Here is a 17,122-nt window from a genome sequence, read left to right as displayed (position 1 = left end):
CAACCGAATTCTTTTCCGCATCCCCACGGACATCCCCATGACCAGCGCCCACACCTCCCGCGACATCGTCCTTGCCTTCTCCGGCGGCCTCGACACCAGCTTCTGCGTGCCCTATCTCAAGGAGCAGGGCTGGACCGTGCACACCGTGTTCGCCGACACCGGCGGCGTCGATGCCGAAGAGCGCGCCTTCATCGAGCAGCGTGCGGCTGAACTCGGCGTCGCCAGCCACGTCACCGTCGATGGCGGTCCCGCGATCTGGGACGGTTTCGTCAAGCCGTTCGTGTGGGCCGGTGAGGCTTATCAGGGCCAGTACCCGCTGCTGGTGTCGGACCGTTATCTGATCGTCGACGCCGCGCTCGCGCGCGCCGCCGAACTCGGCACCAACGCGATCGCGCACGGCTGCACCGGCATGGGCAACGACCAGGTGCGTTTCGACCTCGCCGTGAAGGCGCAGGGCGAGTACCGCATCGTGGCGCCGATTCGCGAGATCCAGAAGGAACACACGCAGACGCGCGCCTACGAGCAGGCGTACCTCGAAGAGCGCGGCTTCGGCGTGCGCGCCAAGCAGCAGGCCTACACGATCAACGAGAACCTGCTCGGCCTGACGATGTCCGGTGGCGAGATCGACCGCTGGGAAGCGCCGGGCGAGGGCGCCCGCGGCTGGTGCGCACCGCGCGCCGAATGGCCGGAAGCGCCGCTGCAGGTCAAGGTGCGGTTCGAGCAGGGCACGGCGGTCGCGCTCGATGGCGAAACCCTGCCGGGCGCGCAGATTCTCGCGAAGCTCAACGCACTGTTCGCGCCCTATGGCGTGGGCCGCGGCGTCTACACCGGCGACACCGTGATCGGCCTCAAGGGTCGCATCGTGTATGAAGCGCCGGGCCTGATCTCGCTGCTCGCCGCGCACCGCGCGCTCGAAGACACCGTGCTGACCAAGCAGCAGAACCGCTTCAAGCCCGAGGTCGCGCGCAAGTGGACCGAGCTGGTCTACGAAGGCTTCTTCCACGATCCGCTCAAGGCCGACATCGAAGCCTTCCTCGAATCCTCGCAGGCCAAGGTCACCGGTGAAGTGGTGCTGGAAACCCGCGGCGGCCGAGTCGACGCGGTAGCGGTGACCTCGCCGCACATCCTCAACGCCAAGGGTGCGACCTACGCGCAGTCCGCGGACTGGGGCGTCGAGGAAGCCGAAGGCTTCATCAAACTGTTCGGTATGAGCAGCACGCTGTACGCGCAAGTGAACCGCTGAACTATCGGACGTCATCCCCGCGCAGGCGGGGATCCAGTGTCTCTTGCTGAGTGCATCAAGGCGCTGGATTCCCGCCTGCGCGGGAATGACGACATTCTGTGCTCAACGCTCCAATCCAGTTGAAACGAGTGCGATGACCGATCTGCTGACCCACACCCTCGACCATCTCGAACAGCTGGTGTCCTTCGACACCCGCAATCCGCCGCGCGCGATCCAGTCCGAGGGCGGGATCTTCGATTACATCCGCGGCCAGCTGCCGGGCTTCGATGTCGAGGTGATCGATCACGGCGACGGCGCGGTGAGCCTGTTCGCGGTGCGTGGCGCGCCGACGGTGCTGTTCAATGTGCACCTGGACACGGTGCCGGATTCGCCCGACTGGAGCGCCGACCCGCACGTGATGCGGCGGCTTGACGATCGTGTGGTCGGCCTCGGCGTCTGCGACATCAAGGGCGCGGCGGCGGCGCTGATCGCAGCGGCCAATGCCGGTGATGGCGATGCGGCGTTTCTGTTCTCCTCGGATGAGGAGGCCAACGATCCGCGGTGTATCGCAGCCTTCCTTGCGCGCGGTCTGCAGTTCGAGGCCGTGCTGGTTGCCGAACCGACGCAGTGCGAAGCGGTGCTCGCGCATCGCGGCATCAGTTCGGTGTTGATGCGTTTCGCCGGAACCGCGGGACACGCTTCGGGCAAACAGGATCCGGCGGCGAGCGCATTGCACCAGGCGATGCGCTGGGGCGGTCGCGCGCTCGACCATGTCGAGTCGCTGGCGCACGCGCGTTTCGGTGGGCTGACCGGTCTGCGTTTCAACATCGGCCGGGTCGAAGGCGGTATCAAGGCCAACATGATTGCGCCGGCCGCCGAGCTGCGCTTCGGCTTCCGGCCATTGCCGTCGATGGACATCGACGATCTGCTTGGGACCTTTTCCGGTTTCGCGCAGCCCGATGCGGCGCATTTCGAGGAAACCTTCCGCGGGCCGAGCCTGCCGTCGGGTGACATCGATCGTGCGGAGGACCGCCGTCTCGCCGCGCGCGACGTCGCCGACGCCTTCGACCTGCCGATCGGTAACGCTGTCGATTTCTGGACCGAGGCCTCGCTGTTCTCCGCCGGTGGTTACACCGCGCTGGTCTACGGCCCGGGCGACATCGCCCAGGCGCACACCGGCGACGAGTTCGTGACGCTCGACCAGCTGCAGCGCTACGCCGATTCTGTGCACCGGATCATCAACGGCGATCGCTGAGCATCTCCCGCAGCCTCCGCTTTTCACGCGTCATCCCACGCCCAACCGATTGCAGCCCGTGAACATTCCCGCGACCCACGTCCAGACCCGTCAGACCATCGTGCGCCTGCTTTCGAGCATGGCCAGCGCGAAGGAAATCAGCCAGTACCTCAAGCGCTTCTCGCAGCTCGATGCCAAGCGCTTCGCCGTGGTCAAGGTCGGCGGCGCGGTGCTGCGCGACGAACTCGACGATCTGACCTCCTCGCTGTCGTTCCTGCAGGAGGTCGGCCTGACGCCGATCGTGCTGCATGGCGCCGGCCCGCAGCTGGACGCCGAGCTCGCTGCGGCCGGCATCGAGAAGCAGACCGTCGGTGGCTTGCGTGTCACCACGCCCGAGGCGCTGGCCATCGTGCGCCGCGTGTTCCAGGCCGCGAACCTGCGCCTCGTCGAAGCCCTGCAACGCAACGGCGCGCGCGCGACGTCGATCACTGGCGGCGTGTTCGAAGCGACGTATCTCGACCAGGCGACCTACGGCCTGGTCGGTGAAGTGAGCGCCGTGAACCTCGCGCCGATCGAAGCCAGCCTGCAGGCCGGTTCGATCCCGGTGATCACCAGTCTGGGCGAAACCGCCTCGGGGCAGATCCTCAACATCAATGCCGACTTCGCCGCCAACGAACTGGTGCGCGAACTGCAGCCCTACAAGATCATCTTCCTCACCGGCACCGGCGGACTGCTCGACGCGGACGGCAAGGTCATCGATTCGATCAATCTGTCGACCGAGTACGACCATCTGATCGAGCAGCCGTGGATCCATGGCGGCATGAAGGTCAAGATCGAACAGATCAAGGCGCTGCTCGAAGGTCTGCCGATGGCCTCGTCGGTATCGATCACGCGACCGGCTGATCTTGCCAAGGAACTGTTTACCCACAAGGGATCCGGCACGCTGGTGCGTCGCGGCGAGCAGGTGCTGCGCGTGACCGACTGGTCGGAACTGGATCTCGAACGGCTGAAGTCGCTGATCGAATCGAGCTTCGGCCGCGAACTCGCGCCCGACTATTTCGAACGCACGCCGCTGCTGCGCGCCTACGTCAGCGAGAACTATCGCGCCGCGGTGATCCTGACCGAAGGCGAGGGCACGGTGTACCTGGACAAGTTCGCCGTACTCGACGACGCGCAGGGCGAAGGCCTCGGCCGCGCGGTGTGGAACGTGATGCGCGACGAGACGCCGCAGCTGTTCTGGCGGTCGCGCCACCACAATCAGGTCAACATCTTCTATTACGCCGAATCCGATGGCTGCATCAAGCAGGAGAAGTGGAAGGTGTTCTGGTACGGCCTCGACGGCTTCGAGCAGATCCAGCGCTGCGTCGCGCATTGCGCGACCCGTCCGCCGACGCTGGTGGGCTGAGTGGGCGAACGCGCCGCCGACGCTGCGTGGACACGGACGCCGACACTGACCGGTCGTCATGTCTCGCTGGTGCCGCTGACGCCGGCACATGCCGACGCGCTCGCGACGGTGTCGCGTGACAGCGCGCTGCATTCGGTCTGGTACACGAACGTGCCCGCGCCGGATGACGTGCCGCGCTACATCGACAAGGCGCTCGAAGCGCAGGCGGCCGGCGAGGCGCTGGTGTTCGCCGTGCTGGATGCCGAAGGCAGCGTCGTCGGCAGCACGCGCTTCTACGATCTCGACGCCGCGGTGCCCAACCTCAAGATCGGCTACACCTGGTATGCGCCGCGCGTGCAGCGCACCGGCCTCAACACCGAAGCCAAGCTGCTGCTGTTCGCGCACGCTTTCGATGTGCTCGGTTGCGCGTCGGTGGCGTTCGAGACCAGCTGGTTCAATCACCCCTCACGCGCGGCCATCGCGCGCCTGGGCGCGAAACAGGATGGTGTGCTGCGCCATCACAAGCGGCATGCCGATGGCTCGCTGCGCGACACCGTGGTGTTTTCGGTGATCGACGCGGAATGGCCGGCGGTGCGTCGCCATCTCGGATTCAAACTCGACACGTTCAAGCTGGACAGCCCTCCATGAGCACACCCCCTATCCGCCTCGGCATCGTCGGCGCGCGCGGCCATACCGGCCAGGAACTGATCCGCCTCGTCGCCGCGCATCCGGGCCTCGAACTCGCGTTCGTGTCCTCGCGCGAACTCGACGGCCAGCGCGTCGCGGATCACAACGACGGTTTCGCGGGCGAACTGCGCTTCGAAAGTCTCGATGCCGATGCAGTTGCCGCGAAGGGTGCCGATGCGGTGATCCTCGCGCTGCCCAACGGCAAGACCGCGCCGTTCGTTGCCGCGATCGATGCTGCGAAGCCGGGCACGCTGATCGTCGATCTGTCGGCCGATTACCGCTTCGAGGCCGGCTGGTATTACGGGCTGCCGGAGCTGACGCGTGCGCGGTACGCCGGCCAGCGCCGGATCAGCAATCCCGGCTGCTACGCGACCGCGATGCAGCTGGCGATCGCGCCGCTTGCCGAGCATCTCGCCGGCCCGCCGCAGTGCTTCGGCGTGTCGGGCTACTCGGGCGCCGGCACCACGCCGTCGGACAAGAACGACACCGCGCTGCTGGCCGACAACCTGATGCCGTACGCGCTGACCAACCACGTGCACGAGCGCGAGGTGTCGAAGCAGCTGTCGCTGCCGGTCGAGTTCATGCCGCACGTCGCGCCGCATTTCCGCGGCATCACGATGACGGTCAACCTGTGGCTCTCAGTGCCGATGTCGCGCGACGCGGTCAAGGCGCTGTTCGATACGCGCTACGCCGACGAGCCGCTGGTCGAGGTCATCGACGATGCGCCCTGGGTCAGCCGGATCGCCGGCCATCACGGCGCGCAGATCGGCGCCTTCACGATGGCGCCAGGCAATGGCCGCGTCGTCGTCGTGGCGACGCTCGACAATCTGCTCAAGGGCGCGGCGACGCAGGCGATGCAGAACCTCAACCTCGCGCTGGGCTTCGACGAGCTGACGTCGATCCCGCATTGATTCCCGCCAGGCGCGGGCGACCGCGCCACCGGCCCAACTGCATCGCGCGCGAGCGCCTGCAGATCCCGCAAGGACACCGACATGAGCAACCTCCTCTGGCAGAAGCCCGGCGTCGCCGTCGACACGCAGATCCAGGCATTTCTCGCCGGTGACGACGTGATCCTCGACCGCGAGTTCTTCCTGCACGACATCGCCGCGAGCGCCGCGCATGCCGAAGGCCTGCAGCGCGTCGGCATCCTCTCGAACGACGAACTCGACGCGCTCAAGCGCGAGTTGACCACGCTGGCCGACGATTTTCGCAGCGGCGCCTTCGTACTCGACGAACGCTTCGAGGATGGCCACTCGGCGATCGAAGACCGTCTGACCGAACGCCTCGGCGATGCCGGTCGGCGCATCCACACCGGCCGCAGCCGCAACGACCAGGTGCTGGTCGCCACGCGCCTGTGGCTGAAGGAGAAGCTCGCGCGTCTGGCCGCGTTGTCGCGCGAGATCGCCAAGGTCGCGCTCGACCGCGCCGAAGCCGAGCGCGAGCTGCCGATTCCGGGTTACACGCACATCCAGCGCGCCGTGCTGTCCTCGGGCGGCATGTGGTGGTCGGGCTGGGCCGAGGCGTTCATCGACGATGCAGTGCGCGCGCAGGACACGCTCGCGCTGATCGACTGCAATCCGCTCGGCACCGCGGCCGGCTACGGTGTGAACCTCGCGCTCGATCGCGACCACACGACCGCCGCACTCGGTTTCGCGCGGTTGCAGGTCTCGCCGGTCTACGCGCAGCTCTCGCGCGGCAAGTTCGAACTCGCCGCGCTCGAAGCGCTGGGCAGTGCGACGCTGGATCTGCGTCGTCTGGCCTGGGATCTGTCGCAGTTCACCAGCGCCGAGTACGGCTTCGTCGCATTGCCGGCGCAGTACACGACCGGCAGCTCGATCATGCCGAACAAGCGCAATCCCGACGTCGTCGAACTGATGCGCGCCACGCACGCCAGTGTTGCGGCGGCGCGCACCGAGATCGAGCACTTGCTGTCGCTGCCGTCCGGCTATCACCGAGACCTGCAGAGTTCCAAGGGCGCGATCTTCCATGGTTTCGGCCGCGGACTCGCCGCGCTGGAACTGCTGCCTGCGCTGCTGGCGAACCTTGAATGGCGCGAAGACCGTTTGCGTGCCGCGGTGGATTCGGGCATGTACGCAACCGATGTCGCCGTCGAAGCCGCGATCGCCGGCGTGCCGTTCCGCGAGGCCTACAAGGCCGCCGCGCAGAGCGCCGACACGGCCGGGCAGGGCCGCACACCGGAAGGCAGCCTCGCCGCGCGCACTTCGCCGGGCGGCGCCGCCGACCTGCGCCTGGACACGCTGCGTGCGCGCTGGGACGCACTGGCCTGACGTCCGGTCTTCAACCGGAGAACTTCCGACATGAAACGCTTCCTCGTCATCGCGATGCGTCGCCCGGACTTCGATCCATCCGTCGTCGCGCCGCATCAGGCCTTTCTCGACGACCTGCGCGCGCGCGGTCTGCTGGACATGACCGGCGGCTTCGCCAACGGCACGGGCGGCGCGTATCTGTTGAGCGGGATCGGGTCATTGGACGAAGCGCAGGCAATCATCGCGGCCGACCCGTTGGCACTGCAGAATGCGAGCGAGCTCGTCGTCCACGAGTGGAACACCCGCTGAGCGCAGCCGACCGATGCACGTGCCCGACACCGATGCGTTTCCCGAACAGCCGCTGCCGCCCTGGCGGCGCGCGGTGCTCAAGGTCGGCAGCAGTCTGCTGGCGGCCGATGGCGGCGGCCTGTCGGCGCAATACGCCGAGGCGCTCGCCGGCTTCGTGCGCGCGAGCCACGCCGCGGGGCGTGAGGTCGTCGTGGTGTCGTCGGGCGCCGTCGCGGCGGGCCGTGCGATCCTGCATGCGAATCCCGCGCCCGGCGCGCCGATGGCCGAGCGCCAGGCACTCGCCGCCCTCGGCCAGGCGCGGCTGACCGGCTTCTGGCAGGGCTTCTTCGAACGTCCGGTCGCGCAGGTGCTGCTGACCCACGACGACCTGCGTAACCGCCGTCGCTACCTCAATGCGCGTGCGACGCTGACCGCTTTGCTGCGCCACGGCGCGCTGCCGGTGGTCAACGAGAACGACACGGTCTCGGTCGACGAACTCAAACTCGGCGACAACGACAACCTCGCCGCGATCGTCGCCGCGCTGGTCGATGCGGATGTGCTGTTCATCGCCACCGACATCGACGGCCTCTATGACGCCGACCCGCGGATCGAACCGCACGCGCGACCGATGCCGGTCGTCGCGAAGATGAGCGCCTCATTGCTGGCGGTCGCCGGTGGCGCCGGCAGCAGTGTCGGCACCGGCGGCATGCGCACCAAGCTGGAAGCCGCGCAGCGCGCCGCATCGGCCGGTGTCGCGACCGTACTGTTCAACGGCCGCCGCGCCGATGTGCTCGACGGTCTTTCGCATGATCGCCTGCGCGGTACACGCATCCATCCGCTGCGCACACGCATGGCCGCACGCAAGCACTGGCTGCAGAACGCGCCGGTGGAGGCAGGTGCTGCGATTCTCGTCGACAGCGGCGCCGCGGACGCGATGGTCGAGAAGGGCGCGTCACTGTTGCCGGGCGGCGTGCTGGTCGCCGAGGGGCAGTTCCGGCGCGGTGATCTGGTTTCTGTGGTGCTGCTCGACGGCGACGCCCGGGCGCGGGTCGCGCGGGGTGTGACCCAGTATTCGGCCGACGACATCCGGCGTCTTGCACGGCGTCATTCGCGCGATATCGAAACGACGTTGGGATACACCTACGGCGAGACCATCGTGCATCGGGACGATCTGGTCCTGGTCTGACCGGTCCTGGTCCGAAGCCGCGTGCGCCCGTCATGGTGGGCGCGGCGGGGCAGATGCGTCATGTCCGGGGTGTGCCACGTTTCGCGTCCCGGGGACGCACGGGTCAGAAGGAGCGGTTGCTTGCGCGCCCAGCGTTACCAGGTGTCCTCGAGCCACCGCGGCTTGCACGCCATCCACCCGCCGAGCACCAGCACGGCGACCGCGACGACCAGCATCGCAAACGGCATGTGCCAGCCGCCGGTCGCGGCGTGCAGGACACCGAACAGCAACGGGCCGGCGCAGCTGAGCGCATAGCCCGTGCCCTGCATGAAGCCCGACAGCGCAGCCGACCCGGCTGGCGTGCGCGTCCGCAGATTGATCAGCGTGAGCGCCAGCGGGAACGTGCCGGGCGCGAGGCCGAGCAGGATCACCCACAGCACGGGCGCGGCCATCGGCGCGAACAGCAGGCCGGCGTACGCGGCCAGGTGGCAGCCCGCACACAGCAGCACGATCACGAACGGATTGCGCATGCGCACCGCGATCGACGGCATGCCCAGCGCACCGACCAGGCCGAGCGTGGAGAACAGCGCGACCATCGTGCCGCCGAACGCGGGCGATGCGCCGGCCTCGGTCAGCAGCAGGGGCAGCCAAGTGAACATCGCGTAGGTGATCAGCGAGGTCATGCCGAACATCAGCGCCATGCCCCAGGCGATCGGCGAACGCCAGATGCGTCCGGCGGGTGCGGCTACGGTGTGTGCGTCGACGATCGGAGCAGGCGGCGCGAGTGCGTCGCGATGGCGCAGCAGCAGCCACAGCCACGGCACTGCGGCCGCAAATGCGGTCAATGACCAGATCCCCAGCGCCCAGCGCCAGCTCGTGGCATCCGCGACCGGCACCGCGAGCAGGGCCGGCAGCATCGTGCCCAGTTGCAGCACGGTGATGTAGAGCGTGCTGATCGTGCCGACGCGCGTGGGGAACCAGCGTTTGACCAGCGGCGGCAGCACCACATTGCCGATGCCCATGCCGGCCAGCGCGATCGTCGCGCCCAGGCCCAGCACGCCAACGCCGTCGGCCAGCGAGCGCAGCACCAGGCCACCGCCTGCCAGCGACATCGCCAGCAGCGCGGTGCGCTCCAGGCCGATGCGCCGGGTCAGTGCCGGGGTCGCGACACCGAACACGGCGAACGCGGCGGTCGGCAACATGCCGAGCAGGCCGGCGGTGGTGGAGCCGAATCCGAAGACATCGCCGAGCACATCCAGCAGCGGCGTGAGCGAGGTCACGGCAGTGCGCAGGTTGAACGCGGACAGGGCAATGCCGGCCAGCACCAGTGCGGGCAGCAGGCGGGACGGGAGATGCGCGGGGGCACGCGAAGTCATGGCGGCGGGGGGACCATCCATCGCCGCGAACCGGGCACGGCCGGAAAAACGAAAAAACCGGCACGAAGGCCGGTTTTCGATATCACCTACCGCATGGCTGCGGATGGTCGGGGAGACAGGATTCGAACCTGCGACCTCTACGTCCCGAACGTAGCGCTCTACCAGACTGAGCTACACCCCGAAGGTGAGCCGCGCATTCTACTGATGCACCCGCATGGAGGGCAAGTATTTCGTGAAGGGAATTTGCAGGCGCGGATCGGAGGCGATGGTAGCGGCGTCCGGAACGCGCCGGGCTGCGATAATCGGGTCTCGCGATGCCGATGTGCGGTGTCCGCGTGACGCAAGCCGGATGATCGCTCCCCGCATGACCACACCCGTATGAGTGCGCCTTCGACCGTGACGACCGCCGGGTCGCAGCGCCGTGCCCGGACGCGCTGGCTCGACGCGCGCCTCGCGCCCTGGCAGGGCCGCCATCGGCTCGCGTGCCTCTGTCACGTGCTGGCCGGATGGCTGTGGATTCCGCAGGCGGCCGCAATTGCCTGGGCACTGGATGCGTTGCTTTTTTCCCGTGCCGGTATGGACGCCCTGCATGCCCCGATGGCGCTGCTCGCTGTCACGCTGCTCGCGCGCGTGCTGCTGGGCTGGGCCGGGCAACGGATGCAGGCGGATGTCGTCGAATCGCTGCTGGCGCGGACACGCGTGGATCTCGCGACGGCGCTGCTCGCGCGCGGGCCGGTGTGGATGCGAGGGCGACGCAGCGGTGCGCTGGTCGCGCTGTCGACCAGCCACGTCGACGCGACCGCGAACTACTTCGGCGGCTATCTGGTCGCGCGTGCGGAAACCCTGCTCGTGCCGCTGGCGATCCTGGTCGCGGTGTTCTCGGTCGACTGGATCGTCGGCCTGATCCTGCTGCTGACCGCGCCGCTGGCACCGATGTTCATGATGCTGATCGGCATGGGCGCCGAAACCGCCGGGCGGCGCCAGCTGGTGGCGCTGGCGCGTGCCGGCGCGCACTTCACCGACCGTCTGCGCGGGCTGGACCTGATCCGGGTCTACGGTCGTGGCGAGGCCGAGCTGGCCCAGGTCGGCGAAGCGACGGACACCATCCGCGTCCGCAGCATGCGCGTGCTGCGGATCGCGTTCCTGTCCTCGGCCGTCCTCGAATTCTTCGCATCGGTCAGCGTTGCGCTGATCGCGGTGTACTTCGGTTTCACCTATCTGGGCATGCTCGACCTGCGCGGCGAAGCGCTGCCGCTGTCGACCGGCCTGTTCTGCCTGCTGCTGGCGCCGGAGTTCTACGCGCCCCTGCGGCGACTGGCGGCGACCTATCACGACCGTGCGAATGCGCTGGCGGCAGTTGCCGAGCTGGAGTCGACGTTCGACGGGCTGCCGGATCTCGATACCACCCTTCCGCTGCAACGCGGCGTTTCCCGCGCACCGGTGCCGGTGCGCCTGGGTGGCGTCACGCTGCGGCATCCGGGCGCGCGTCTTCCCGTCCTGCAGGACGTGTCGCTGCAGGTCGCGGCCGGTGGGCGTCTGGCGCTGGTGGGGCCGAGCGGATCGGGCAAGAGCACGCTGCTCGATGCGATGGCCGGCTGGCTGGCGCCGGAGGCGGGGCAGGTCGACGTTGCCGCCGGCACGCGGATCGCGCTCGCCGGACAGCGCCCCTGGCTGTTCCACGGCAGCATCGCCGACAACCTGCGCATCGGTGCGCCGGATGCCAGCGATGCGGCGCTCGCCGAGGCTGCGCGCGTTGCCCAGGTCACCCGCTTCGCCTCGCAGCTGCCTGCGGGCATGGACACGGTGATCGGCGAGCGCGGATTCGGTTTGTCCGGCGGCGAGGCGCGTCGCGTCGCATTGGCGCGTGCATTGCTGTTGCAGCCGCAGGTGCTGCTGCTCGACGAGCCCACCGCGTTTCTCGATCCCGGTACCGAAGCCGATCTGCTGGCCGCGCTCGATGCCTGGTTGCCTGACTGCACCGTGGTCGTGGCGACGCACAGCGATGCGGTCGTCGACTGGGCCGGCGCGCAGTGGCGCGTTCCCGCGTCCGAAGGCGGTGCGCCATGAGCGGATCATTCGACCGCATCGCCAGCACCCGGCAGCTGCTGCGCGGCCACCGGCGCGGGGTGCTGTTCGCGGTCGCGCTGATGCTGCTGACCCTGGTGGCGGGCGTCGGCCTGCTCGGCGTCTCGGGCGGGTTCCTCACCGCCGCCGCGCTGACCTACGGCACGCTCGGCACGTTCAACTTCTTCACACCGTCGGCGGGGATCCGCGGGCTGACGCTGGCGCGCATCGTGTCGCGCTATCTCGAGAAGCTGGTCGGCCACGACACGATGCTGCGCATCGCGCGTGACCTGCGGAGCTGGTTCTTCGCGCGGGCCTTGCGCCTGAGTCCGGCGCAGCTGGGCAGGCTGCGGACCGGTGAACTGCTGGCGCGGCTGCTGGACGACATCGATGCCGTCGACGGTCTGCTGCTGCGTGCGACCGGGCCGTTGCTGGCGCTGCTAGGCATCGGCCTGCTCGGGCTGGGGGCGGTCGCGCTGCTGCATCTCCCGAGTGCGGCGTGGCTGGCCGCGATCGCGATCGCGCTGGCGGTCTTGGTGCCGGCGCGGGTCGCCTGGCGGCGTGCGGCGGGGGAGGCCGGGCGGGCCGGCCTGCGGGCCGCATTGCGGGCCCGCCTGCACGAGCTGTATGAGGGCCATGCCGATCTCGCCGCGCTCGATGCGACCGCCGGTTGGCTGGCGCGCGCGGAGGTCGACGCGTCCGCGGTGGCCGCACTCGAACGCACCCGCCGGCGCCGTCTCGCCGATGCGCAGGCCCTGCACGGCGGCGTTGCCGCAATCGGCCTGCTGGGCCTGTTGTGGAGCGTGGCGAGTGGATTCAGCGCGGGCCATCTGCCGGCTGCGCATGCGGCGGCCATCTTCTTCATCGCGATCGGCCTGTTCGAGGCCTGGTCCGGTGCCGGCCTGGCCTGGCAGTCGCTGCTGGCCGCGCGCGCCTCGATGGCGCGCCTCGATGCGGTCGCCGGTGCGGCGCCGGCCGTGGTCGATCCCGCACAGCCGAACGCCGTGCCGACGCACGGCGCGCTGCGCTTCGATGCGGTCCGTTTCGCATGGGATCCCGGTGCGCGACCGGTGCTCGACGGTCTCGATCTGCTGATCGCGCCCGGCGAACGCGTCGCGATCAGCGGCGACAGCGGGGCCGGCAAATCCACACTGGGCGCACTGCTGCTGCGCAGCGCCGAGCCCGGATCCGGGCGGGTGACCTGGGGCGACGTCGATCTGCACGCCATGGCGCAGGCGGACTGGTACGCGCGCATCGCCTGGCTGCCGCAGAACGCGCCGGTGTTCGCCGGCCGCGTGCGCGACAACCTCATGTTCGGCGCGCCCGATGCCGACGACGCCACGCTGTGGGCGATGCTCGCGCAGGTGCGGCTCCAGGGCTGGGCCGAGCGGATCGGCGGGCTCGATGCCTGGGTCGGCGAGGCCGGCGTGACCATGTCGGCCGGTCAGGCCCGGCGCCTGGCGCTGGCGCGCGCGCTGCTGCGCGATGCGCCGCTGGTGGTGCTCGATGAACCGACCGAAGGCCTCGACCACGACACCGCGGATGCGCTGCTGCGCGAGCTTCCGGGGCTGCTGGCCGGCCGCAGCCTGCTGCTGATCACCCACGGCGCGCTGCCGGAGGGCCTGGTCGACCGCCACCTGTGGCTGCGCGACGGACAGCTGTCGGGAACCGCACCGGCGGCTGCCCGGTAGAATGGCCGCTTCATCCGCATCACCGAAGAGCCTGCCCGCATGATCAAGCCCCGGACCCCGCCCGGCGTCATGGAACTGTTGCCGCGCGACCAGATCGCCTTCCAGCGCATGCTGGACACGATCCGCCGCACGTTCGAGGGCTTCGGGTTCCTGCCGATCGAAACGCCGGTGTTCGAGCTGTCCGAGACGCTGCTGACGAAATCCGGCGGCGAGACCGAGCGGCAGGTGTACTTCGTGCAGTCGACCGGCGCGCTCGAGAAGGCCGCCGACGGCCTGCCGGAACTGGCGCTGCGTTTCGATCTCACCGTACCGCTGGCGCGCTACGTCGCCGAGCACGAGCACGACCTCGCATTTCCGTTCCGCCGCTACCAGATGCAGCGCGTCTACCGCGGCGAACGCGCGCAGCGCGGCCGCTTCCGCGAGTTCTACCAGTGCGACATCGACGTGATCGGCAAGGATTCGCTGTCGCCGCGTTACGACGCCGAAGTGCCGGCCGTGATCAGCGCGGTGTTCGCCGCGCTCGACATCGGCGAGTTCACGATCCAGCTCAACCACCGCAAGCTGCTGCGCGGCTATTTCGAAGGGCAGGGCATCGACGACACGCGGCAGATGACCGTGCTGCGCGAGATCGACAAGCTCGACAAGCGGGGCGAGGACGCGGTGCGCGCAACGCTGACCGGTGAGGATTTCGGCCTGTCCGACGGGGTCGCCGAGCGCCTGCTCGCGTTCTCGCGCGTGCGCTCGACCGGTCACGACGATGCGCTGGCAAAGCTCGATGCGCTCGGCGCCGGCACCGACCTCTTCGAAGAAGGCCGCAATGAACTGCGCGACCTGCTCAACCAGCTGCGTGCGCTCGGCGTGCCGGAATCGCGCTACGCATTGAACCTGTCGATCGCGCGCGGTCTCGATTACTACACCGGCATGGTCTACGAGACGATCCTCGATGCGCATCCGCAGATCGGTTCGATCTGTTCGGGCGGCCGCTACGACAACCTCGCCAGCCACTACACCAAGTCGAAGCTGCCGGGCGTCGGCATTTCGATCGGCCTGACGCGCCTGTTCTGGCAATTGCGCGAAGCCGGTCTCATCACGACCGCCGAGAGTTCGGTCGACGTGCTGGTCACGCTGCTCGACGACGCCTCGCTGCCCGACGCGCTCGCGCTGTCGCAGCGTCTGCGTGCATCGGGCCTCAATGTCGAAACCCAGCTCGAACCGCGCAAGCTCGCCAAGCAGATGCAGTACGCCGACCGTGCCGGCATCCGTTTCGTCGTGATCCGCGGCGAGGACGAAGCCGCCAAGGGCGTGGTCGCGGTCAAGGATCTGCGCCGCGGCGAACAGTTCGAAGTCGCTGACGACGATCTGCCGCGCACGCTGCTGGTCGAGCGCGAGCAGGCGAGGTCGATGCCATAAGTTCCACCGCGGCGCGCCGCGCCGTGTTCGTGCTCCGGGAGGGAGACGCCCCATGAAATCCATCCGCCTCGACGGCCGCTCGCTCACCCGCGCGCAGCTGGTCATGGTCGCGCACGGCGCGCCGGTCGCGCTCGATGACGATGCACTGACCGGTGTTGCCCGCGCCGCCGATTTCCTCGCCGAACAGGTGCGCCGCGAGGAACCGATCTACGGCGTGTCGACCGGCTTCGGCAGCAATGCCGACCGCCTGCTCGGTGCGCGTCCGCTGCGCGACGATCTGCCGGGTGCGACGCCGTCGGGCCGCTCGCTGCACGAGGAACTGCAGGTCAATCTGATCGTGACCCACGCGGTCTGCGTCGGTGAGCCGCTGTCCGCGGACGTGGTGCGCGCGATGCTGTGCATCCGCATCAACACGCTGCTCAAGGGCCATTCGGGCATCCGCGTGCAGACGCTGCAGGCGCTGGCCGCGCTGCTCAATTCGGGCATTGTGCCGGTGGTGCCGGCGCTGGGGTCGGTCGGTGCATCGGGCGATCTTGCGCCGTTGTCGCATCTGGCGATCGTGCTGCTGGGCGGCGGCGAGGCCTTCGTCGACGGCGAACGGATGCCGGGCGCCGAGGCGCTGAAGCGCGCGGGTCTCGAGCCGGTCACGCTGTCGTACAAGGAAGGCCTGGCGCTCAACAACGGCACCGCGCAGATGCTCGCCACCGGCGTACTCGCGCTGCAGAAGCTCGACGCGCTGCTCGACACCGCCGATCTCGCCGCGGCGATGACGATCGACGCCTTCGCCGGCCGTCTCGGCGCATTCGATCCGGATGTGCACGCATTGCGTCCGCATCCGGGCCAGGTCGAGGTGGCCGCGCATCTGCGCGAACTGCTCGCAGGCTCCACGCTCGCCGACATTCCGTATCACCTCGTGCCGCGCTTCCGCCCGTGGCTGCCCACCAGCTGGGATACCGCCGAGGCGCAGGCACTGCGCTTCGACATCGGCTGGGACTGGGTGCCGAGCGACCAGCGCCACGGCCGCGAGAAGTTCTACACGCGCTTCCGCCCGTTCCGCGGCGGCAAGAAGCACCAGCCGCAGGACAGCTATTCGCTGCGCTGTATTCCGCAGGTGCATGGCGCCGTGCGCGATGCGATCGAGCAGGGCAAGCGCGTGTTCGAGATCGAACTCAATGCGGTCACCGACAATCCGCTGGTGTTCCCCGATCGCGAGGCCGAGCACGTCGAGGAGAAGGTCATCTCCGCCGGCCATTTCCACGGCATGCCGCTCGCGCTGGCGATGAGCTACGTCAAGGCGGCGATTCCGGTGCTGGCGTCGATCTCGGAGCGTCGTCTCAACAAGCTGGTCGATCCGGCGACGAACGACGGTCTGCCGGGCTTCCTGATCGGCAACGAGGATGCGACCGAGTCGGGCTACATGATCGTGCAGTACACGGCGGCGGCGATCGTCAACGATCTCGCCACGCGCGCGCATCCGGCCAGCGTCTACTCGATCCCGACCAGCGCGAATGCCGAAGACCATGTGTCGATGGGCACCAACGAGGCGCGCCACGTGTTGTCGATGGCCGAGGATCTGGGCAAGGTGCTGGCGCTGGAGATCTACACCGCCGCGCAGGCACTCGATCTGCGCGTGGACATGATCAATGCCGCGCGCGATCTGGCGCGGCGTGGCGATGCGGAAGGCCTGGCGGCGAAAGTGCAGGGCGGTCCGGCGTCCGATCGTCCGACCCGCGGTGCTTTTGTCGACGAGGTCGAAGCGCTGCGCGCCGAACTCGCCGCTTGCGAGCCTTTCCATCCGGGTGAGATCGTCGCCGCGGCGCACGACATCGTGCGCGAGGCGATCCCGTTCCTCGATCGCGACCGCGCGCTCGACGGCGAAGTCGCCGCCGCGGTGAAGCTGGTGTCTGACGGGGCTTTGCTCGGCGTGCTGCCGCGCTGGCGCGTGCAGCCCTCGGGCCCGGCCGCTTGAATCTCGCGCTGCACTTCGGCTGGCTGGGCGTGCTGGAGGCGGCGCTGATCGCGCTTGTGGTCGGCGCGGTCTGTTACCTGGTGTTCCATTGGATCGGCGCGCGCAGCCGCTGGGCGCATGGGCACGCGATCGGCTGGGGCAGCCTCGTGGCCCTGGGCATCGCGACCGGCATCGACGCCTGGCACCTGTTCTACATGGGCGTGGTGCGGCTGGAATCGCCGGTCTACGCGCGCATCGCACTGCAGAAGATCCACGACCCGAACTTCCTCGCCGCCCGGGTGTTCATGTCGTCGGTCGGCGCGTTGTCGGGCGTGGCCCTCGGGTGGATGGCGATGCACGCGCGCAAGCGCGTCGACTAGCGGAAG

14 protein-coding genes and 1 tRNA gene are annotated in these 17,122 nt (G+C 68.8%); 13 read left to right on the top strand and 2 right to left on the bottom strand.

Annotated elements, in window-relative coordinates; translation table 11 throughout:
- Positions 1–37 precede the first annotated feature (37 nt).
- The 8 genes from AC3A4E_RS11815 (at position 38) to proB (ending at position 8,268) form a co-directional block, all read left to right on the top strand.
- Entirely contained in the window at positions 38–1,243 is a 1,206-nt protein-coding gene (locus tag AC3A4E_RS11815; protein ID WP_487631653.1) for an argininosuccinate synthase, read from the top strand.
- Positions 1,244–1,376: 133 nt separating this feature from the next.
- Positions 1,377–2,477, top strand: a complete 1,101-nt coding sequence (locus AC3A4E_RS11810; RefSeq protein WP_487631652.1) for an acetylornithine deacetylase — start codon at positions 1,377–1,379, stop codon at positions 2,475–2,477.
- 58 nt (positions 2,478–2,535) lie between these two features.
- Positions 2,536–3,861, top strand: a complete 1,326-nt coding sequence (locus AC3A4E_RS11805) for an acetylglutamate kinase (protein WP_487631651.1) — start codon at positions 2,536–2,538, stop codon at positions 3,859–3,861.
- Positions 3,862–4,488, top strand: a complete 627-nt coding sequence (locus AC3A4E_RS11800; protein WP_487631650.1) for a GNAT family N-acetyltransferase — start codon at positions 3,862–3,864, stop codon at positions 4,486–4,488. It begins immediately after the preceding gene.
- Positions 4,485–5,438, top strand: coding sequence for an N-acetyl-gamma-glutamyl-phosphate reductase (gene argC, locus AC3A4E_RS11795; protein ID WP_487631649.1), 954 nt, complete (start codon positions 4,485–4,487; stop codon positions 5,436–5,438). Before AC3A4E_RS11800 ends, argC begins: the two co-directional genes overlap by 4 nt.
- 81 nt (positions 5,439–5,519) lie before the next feature.
- Entirely contained in the window at positions 5,520–6,815 is a 1,296-nt protein-coding gene (gene argH / locus AC3A4E_RS11790; RefSeq protein ID WP_487631648.1) for an argininosuccinate lyase, read from the top strand.
- A 30-nt stretch (positions 6,816–6,845) separates the two neighbouring features.
- Positions 6,846–7,103, top strand: coding sequence for a YciI family protein (locus AC3A4E_RS11785; protein ID WP_487631647.1), 258 nt, complete (start codon positions 6,846–6,848; stop codon positions 7,101–7,103).
- A 13-nt stretch (positions 7,104–7,116) separates the two neighbouring features.
- Positions 7,117–8,268 carry a glutamate 5-kinase gene (gene proB, locus AC3A4E_RS11780; protein WP_487631646.1) on the top strand — a complete coding sequence of 384 codons (1,152 nt, stop codon included), beginning with the start codon at positions 7,117–7,119 and terminating at the stop codon, positions 8,266–8,268.
- A 134-nt stretch (positions 8,269–8,402) separates the two neighbouring features.
- Here the strand turns inward: proB and AC3A4E_RS11775 are convergent, their stop codons facing one another.
- On the bottom strand, positions 8,403–9,623 hold the full coding sequence (locus tag AC3A4E_RS11775) for a CynX/NimT family MFS transporter (RefSeq protein ID WP_487631645.1): 1,221 nt from the start codon (positions 9,621–9,623) through the stop codon (positions 8,403–8,405).
- 104 nt (positions 9,624–9,727) lie between these two features.
- Positions 9,728–9,804: transfer RNA gene (locus tag AC3A4E_RS11770), tRNA-Pro, on the bottom strand.
- Positions 9,805–10,001: 197 nt separating this feature from the next.
- Between AC3A4E_RS11770 and cydD the strand changes: the two genes are divergently transcribed.
- The 5 genes from cydD to AC3A4E_RS11745 are packed head-to-tail and all read left to right on the top strand — an operon-like array spanning position 10,002 to position 17,116.
- A complete protein-coding gene (cydD, locus tag AC3A4E_RS11765; protein ID WP_487631644.1) occupies positions 10,002–11,690 on the top strand; it encodes a thiol reductant ABC exporter subunit CydD in 1,689 nt (562 codons plus the stop codon).
- On the top strand, positions 11,687–13,378 hold the full coding sequence (gene cydC / locus AC3A4E_RS11760; RefSeq protein WP_487631643.1) for a thiol reductant ABC exporter subunit CydC: 1,692 nt from the start codon (positions 11,687–11,689) through the stop codon (positions 13,376–13,378). Before cydD ends, cydC begins: the two co-directional genes overlap by 4 nt.
- A 39-nt stretch (positions 13,379–13,417) precedes the next feature.
- Complete coding sequence (hisS, locus tag AC3A4E_RS11755; RefSeq protein ID WP_487631642.1) at positions 13,418–14,788, top strand: histidine--tRNA ligase; 1,371 nt, start codon at positions 13,418–13,420, stop codon at positions 14,786–14,788.
- Between the two features lie 52 nt (positions 14,789–14,840).
- Positions 14,841–16,757 (top strand): HAL/PAL/TAL family ammonia-lyase, encoded by a 1,917-nt coding sequence (locus AC3A4E_RS11750; protein WP_487631641.1) that lies wholly within the window; start codon positions 14,841–14,843, stop codon positions 16,755–16,757.
- Positions 16,754–17,116 (top strand): hypothetical protein, encoded by a 363-nt coding sequence (locus tag AC3A4E_RS11745; RefSeq protein WP_487631640.1) that lies wholly within the window; start codon positions 16,754–16,756, stop codon positions 17,114–17,116. Before AC3A4E_RS11750 ends, AC3A4E_RS11745 begins: the two co-directional genes overlap by 4 nt.
- Positions 17,117–17,122 lie beyond the last annotated feature (6 nt).

The organism is Luteimonas sp. Soil_N_1 (assembly GCF_057656255.1).
The sequence above is the reverse complement of the archived record's forward strand: the minus strand, read 5'-3'. Positions and strand labels throughout refer to the sequence as shown.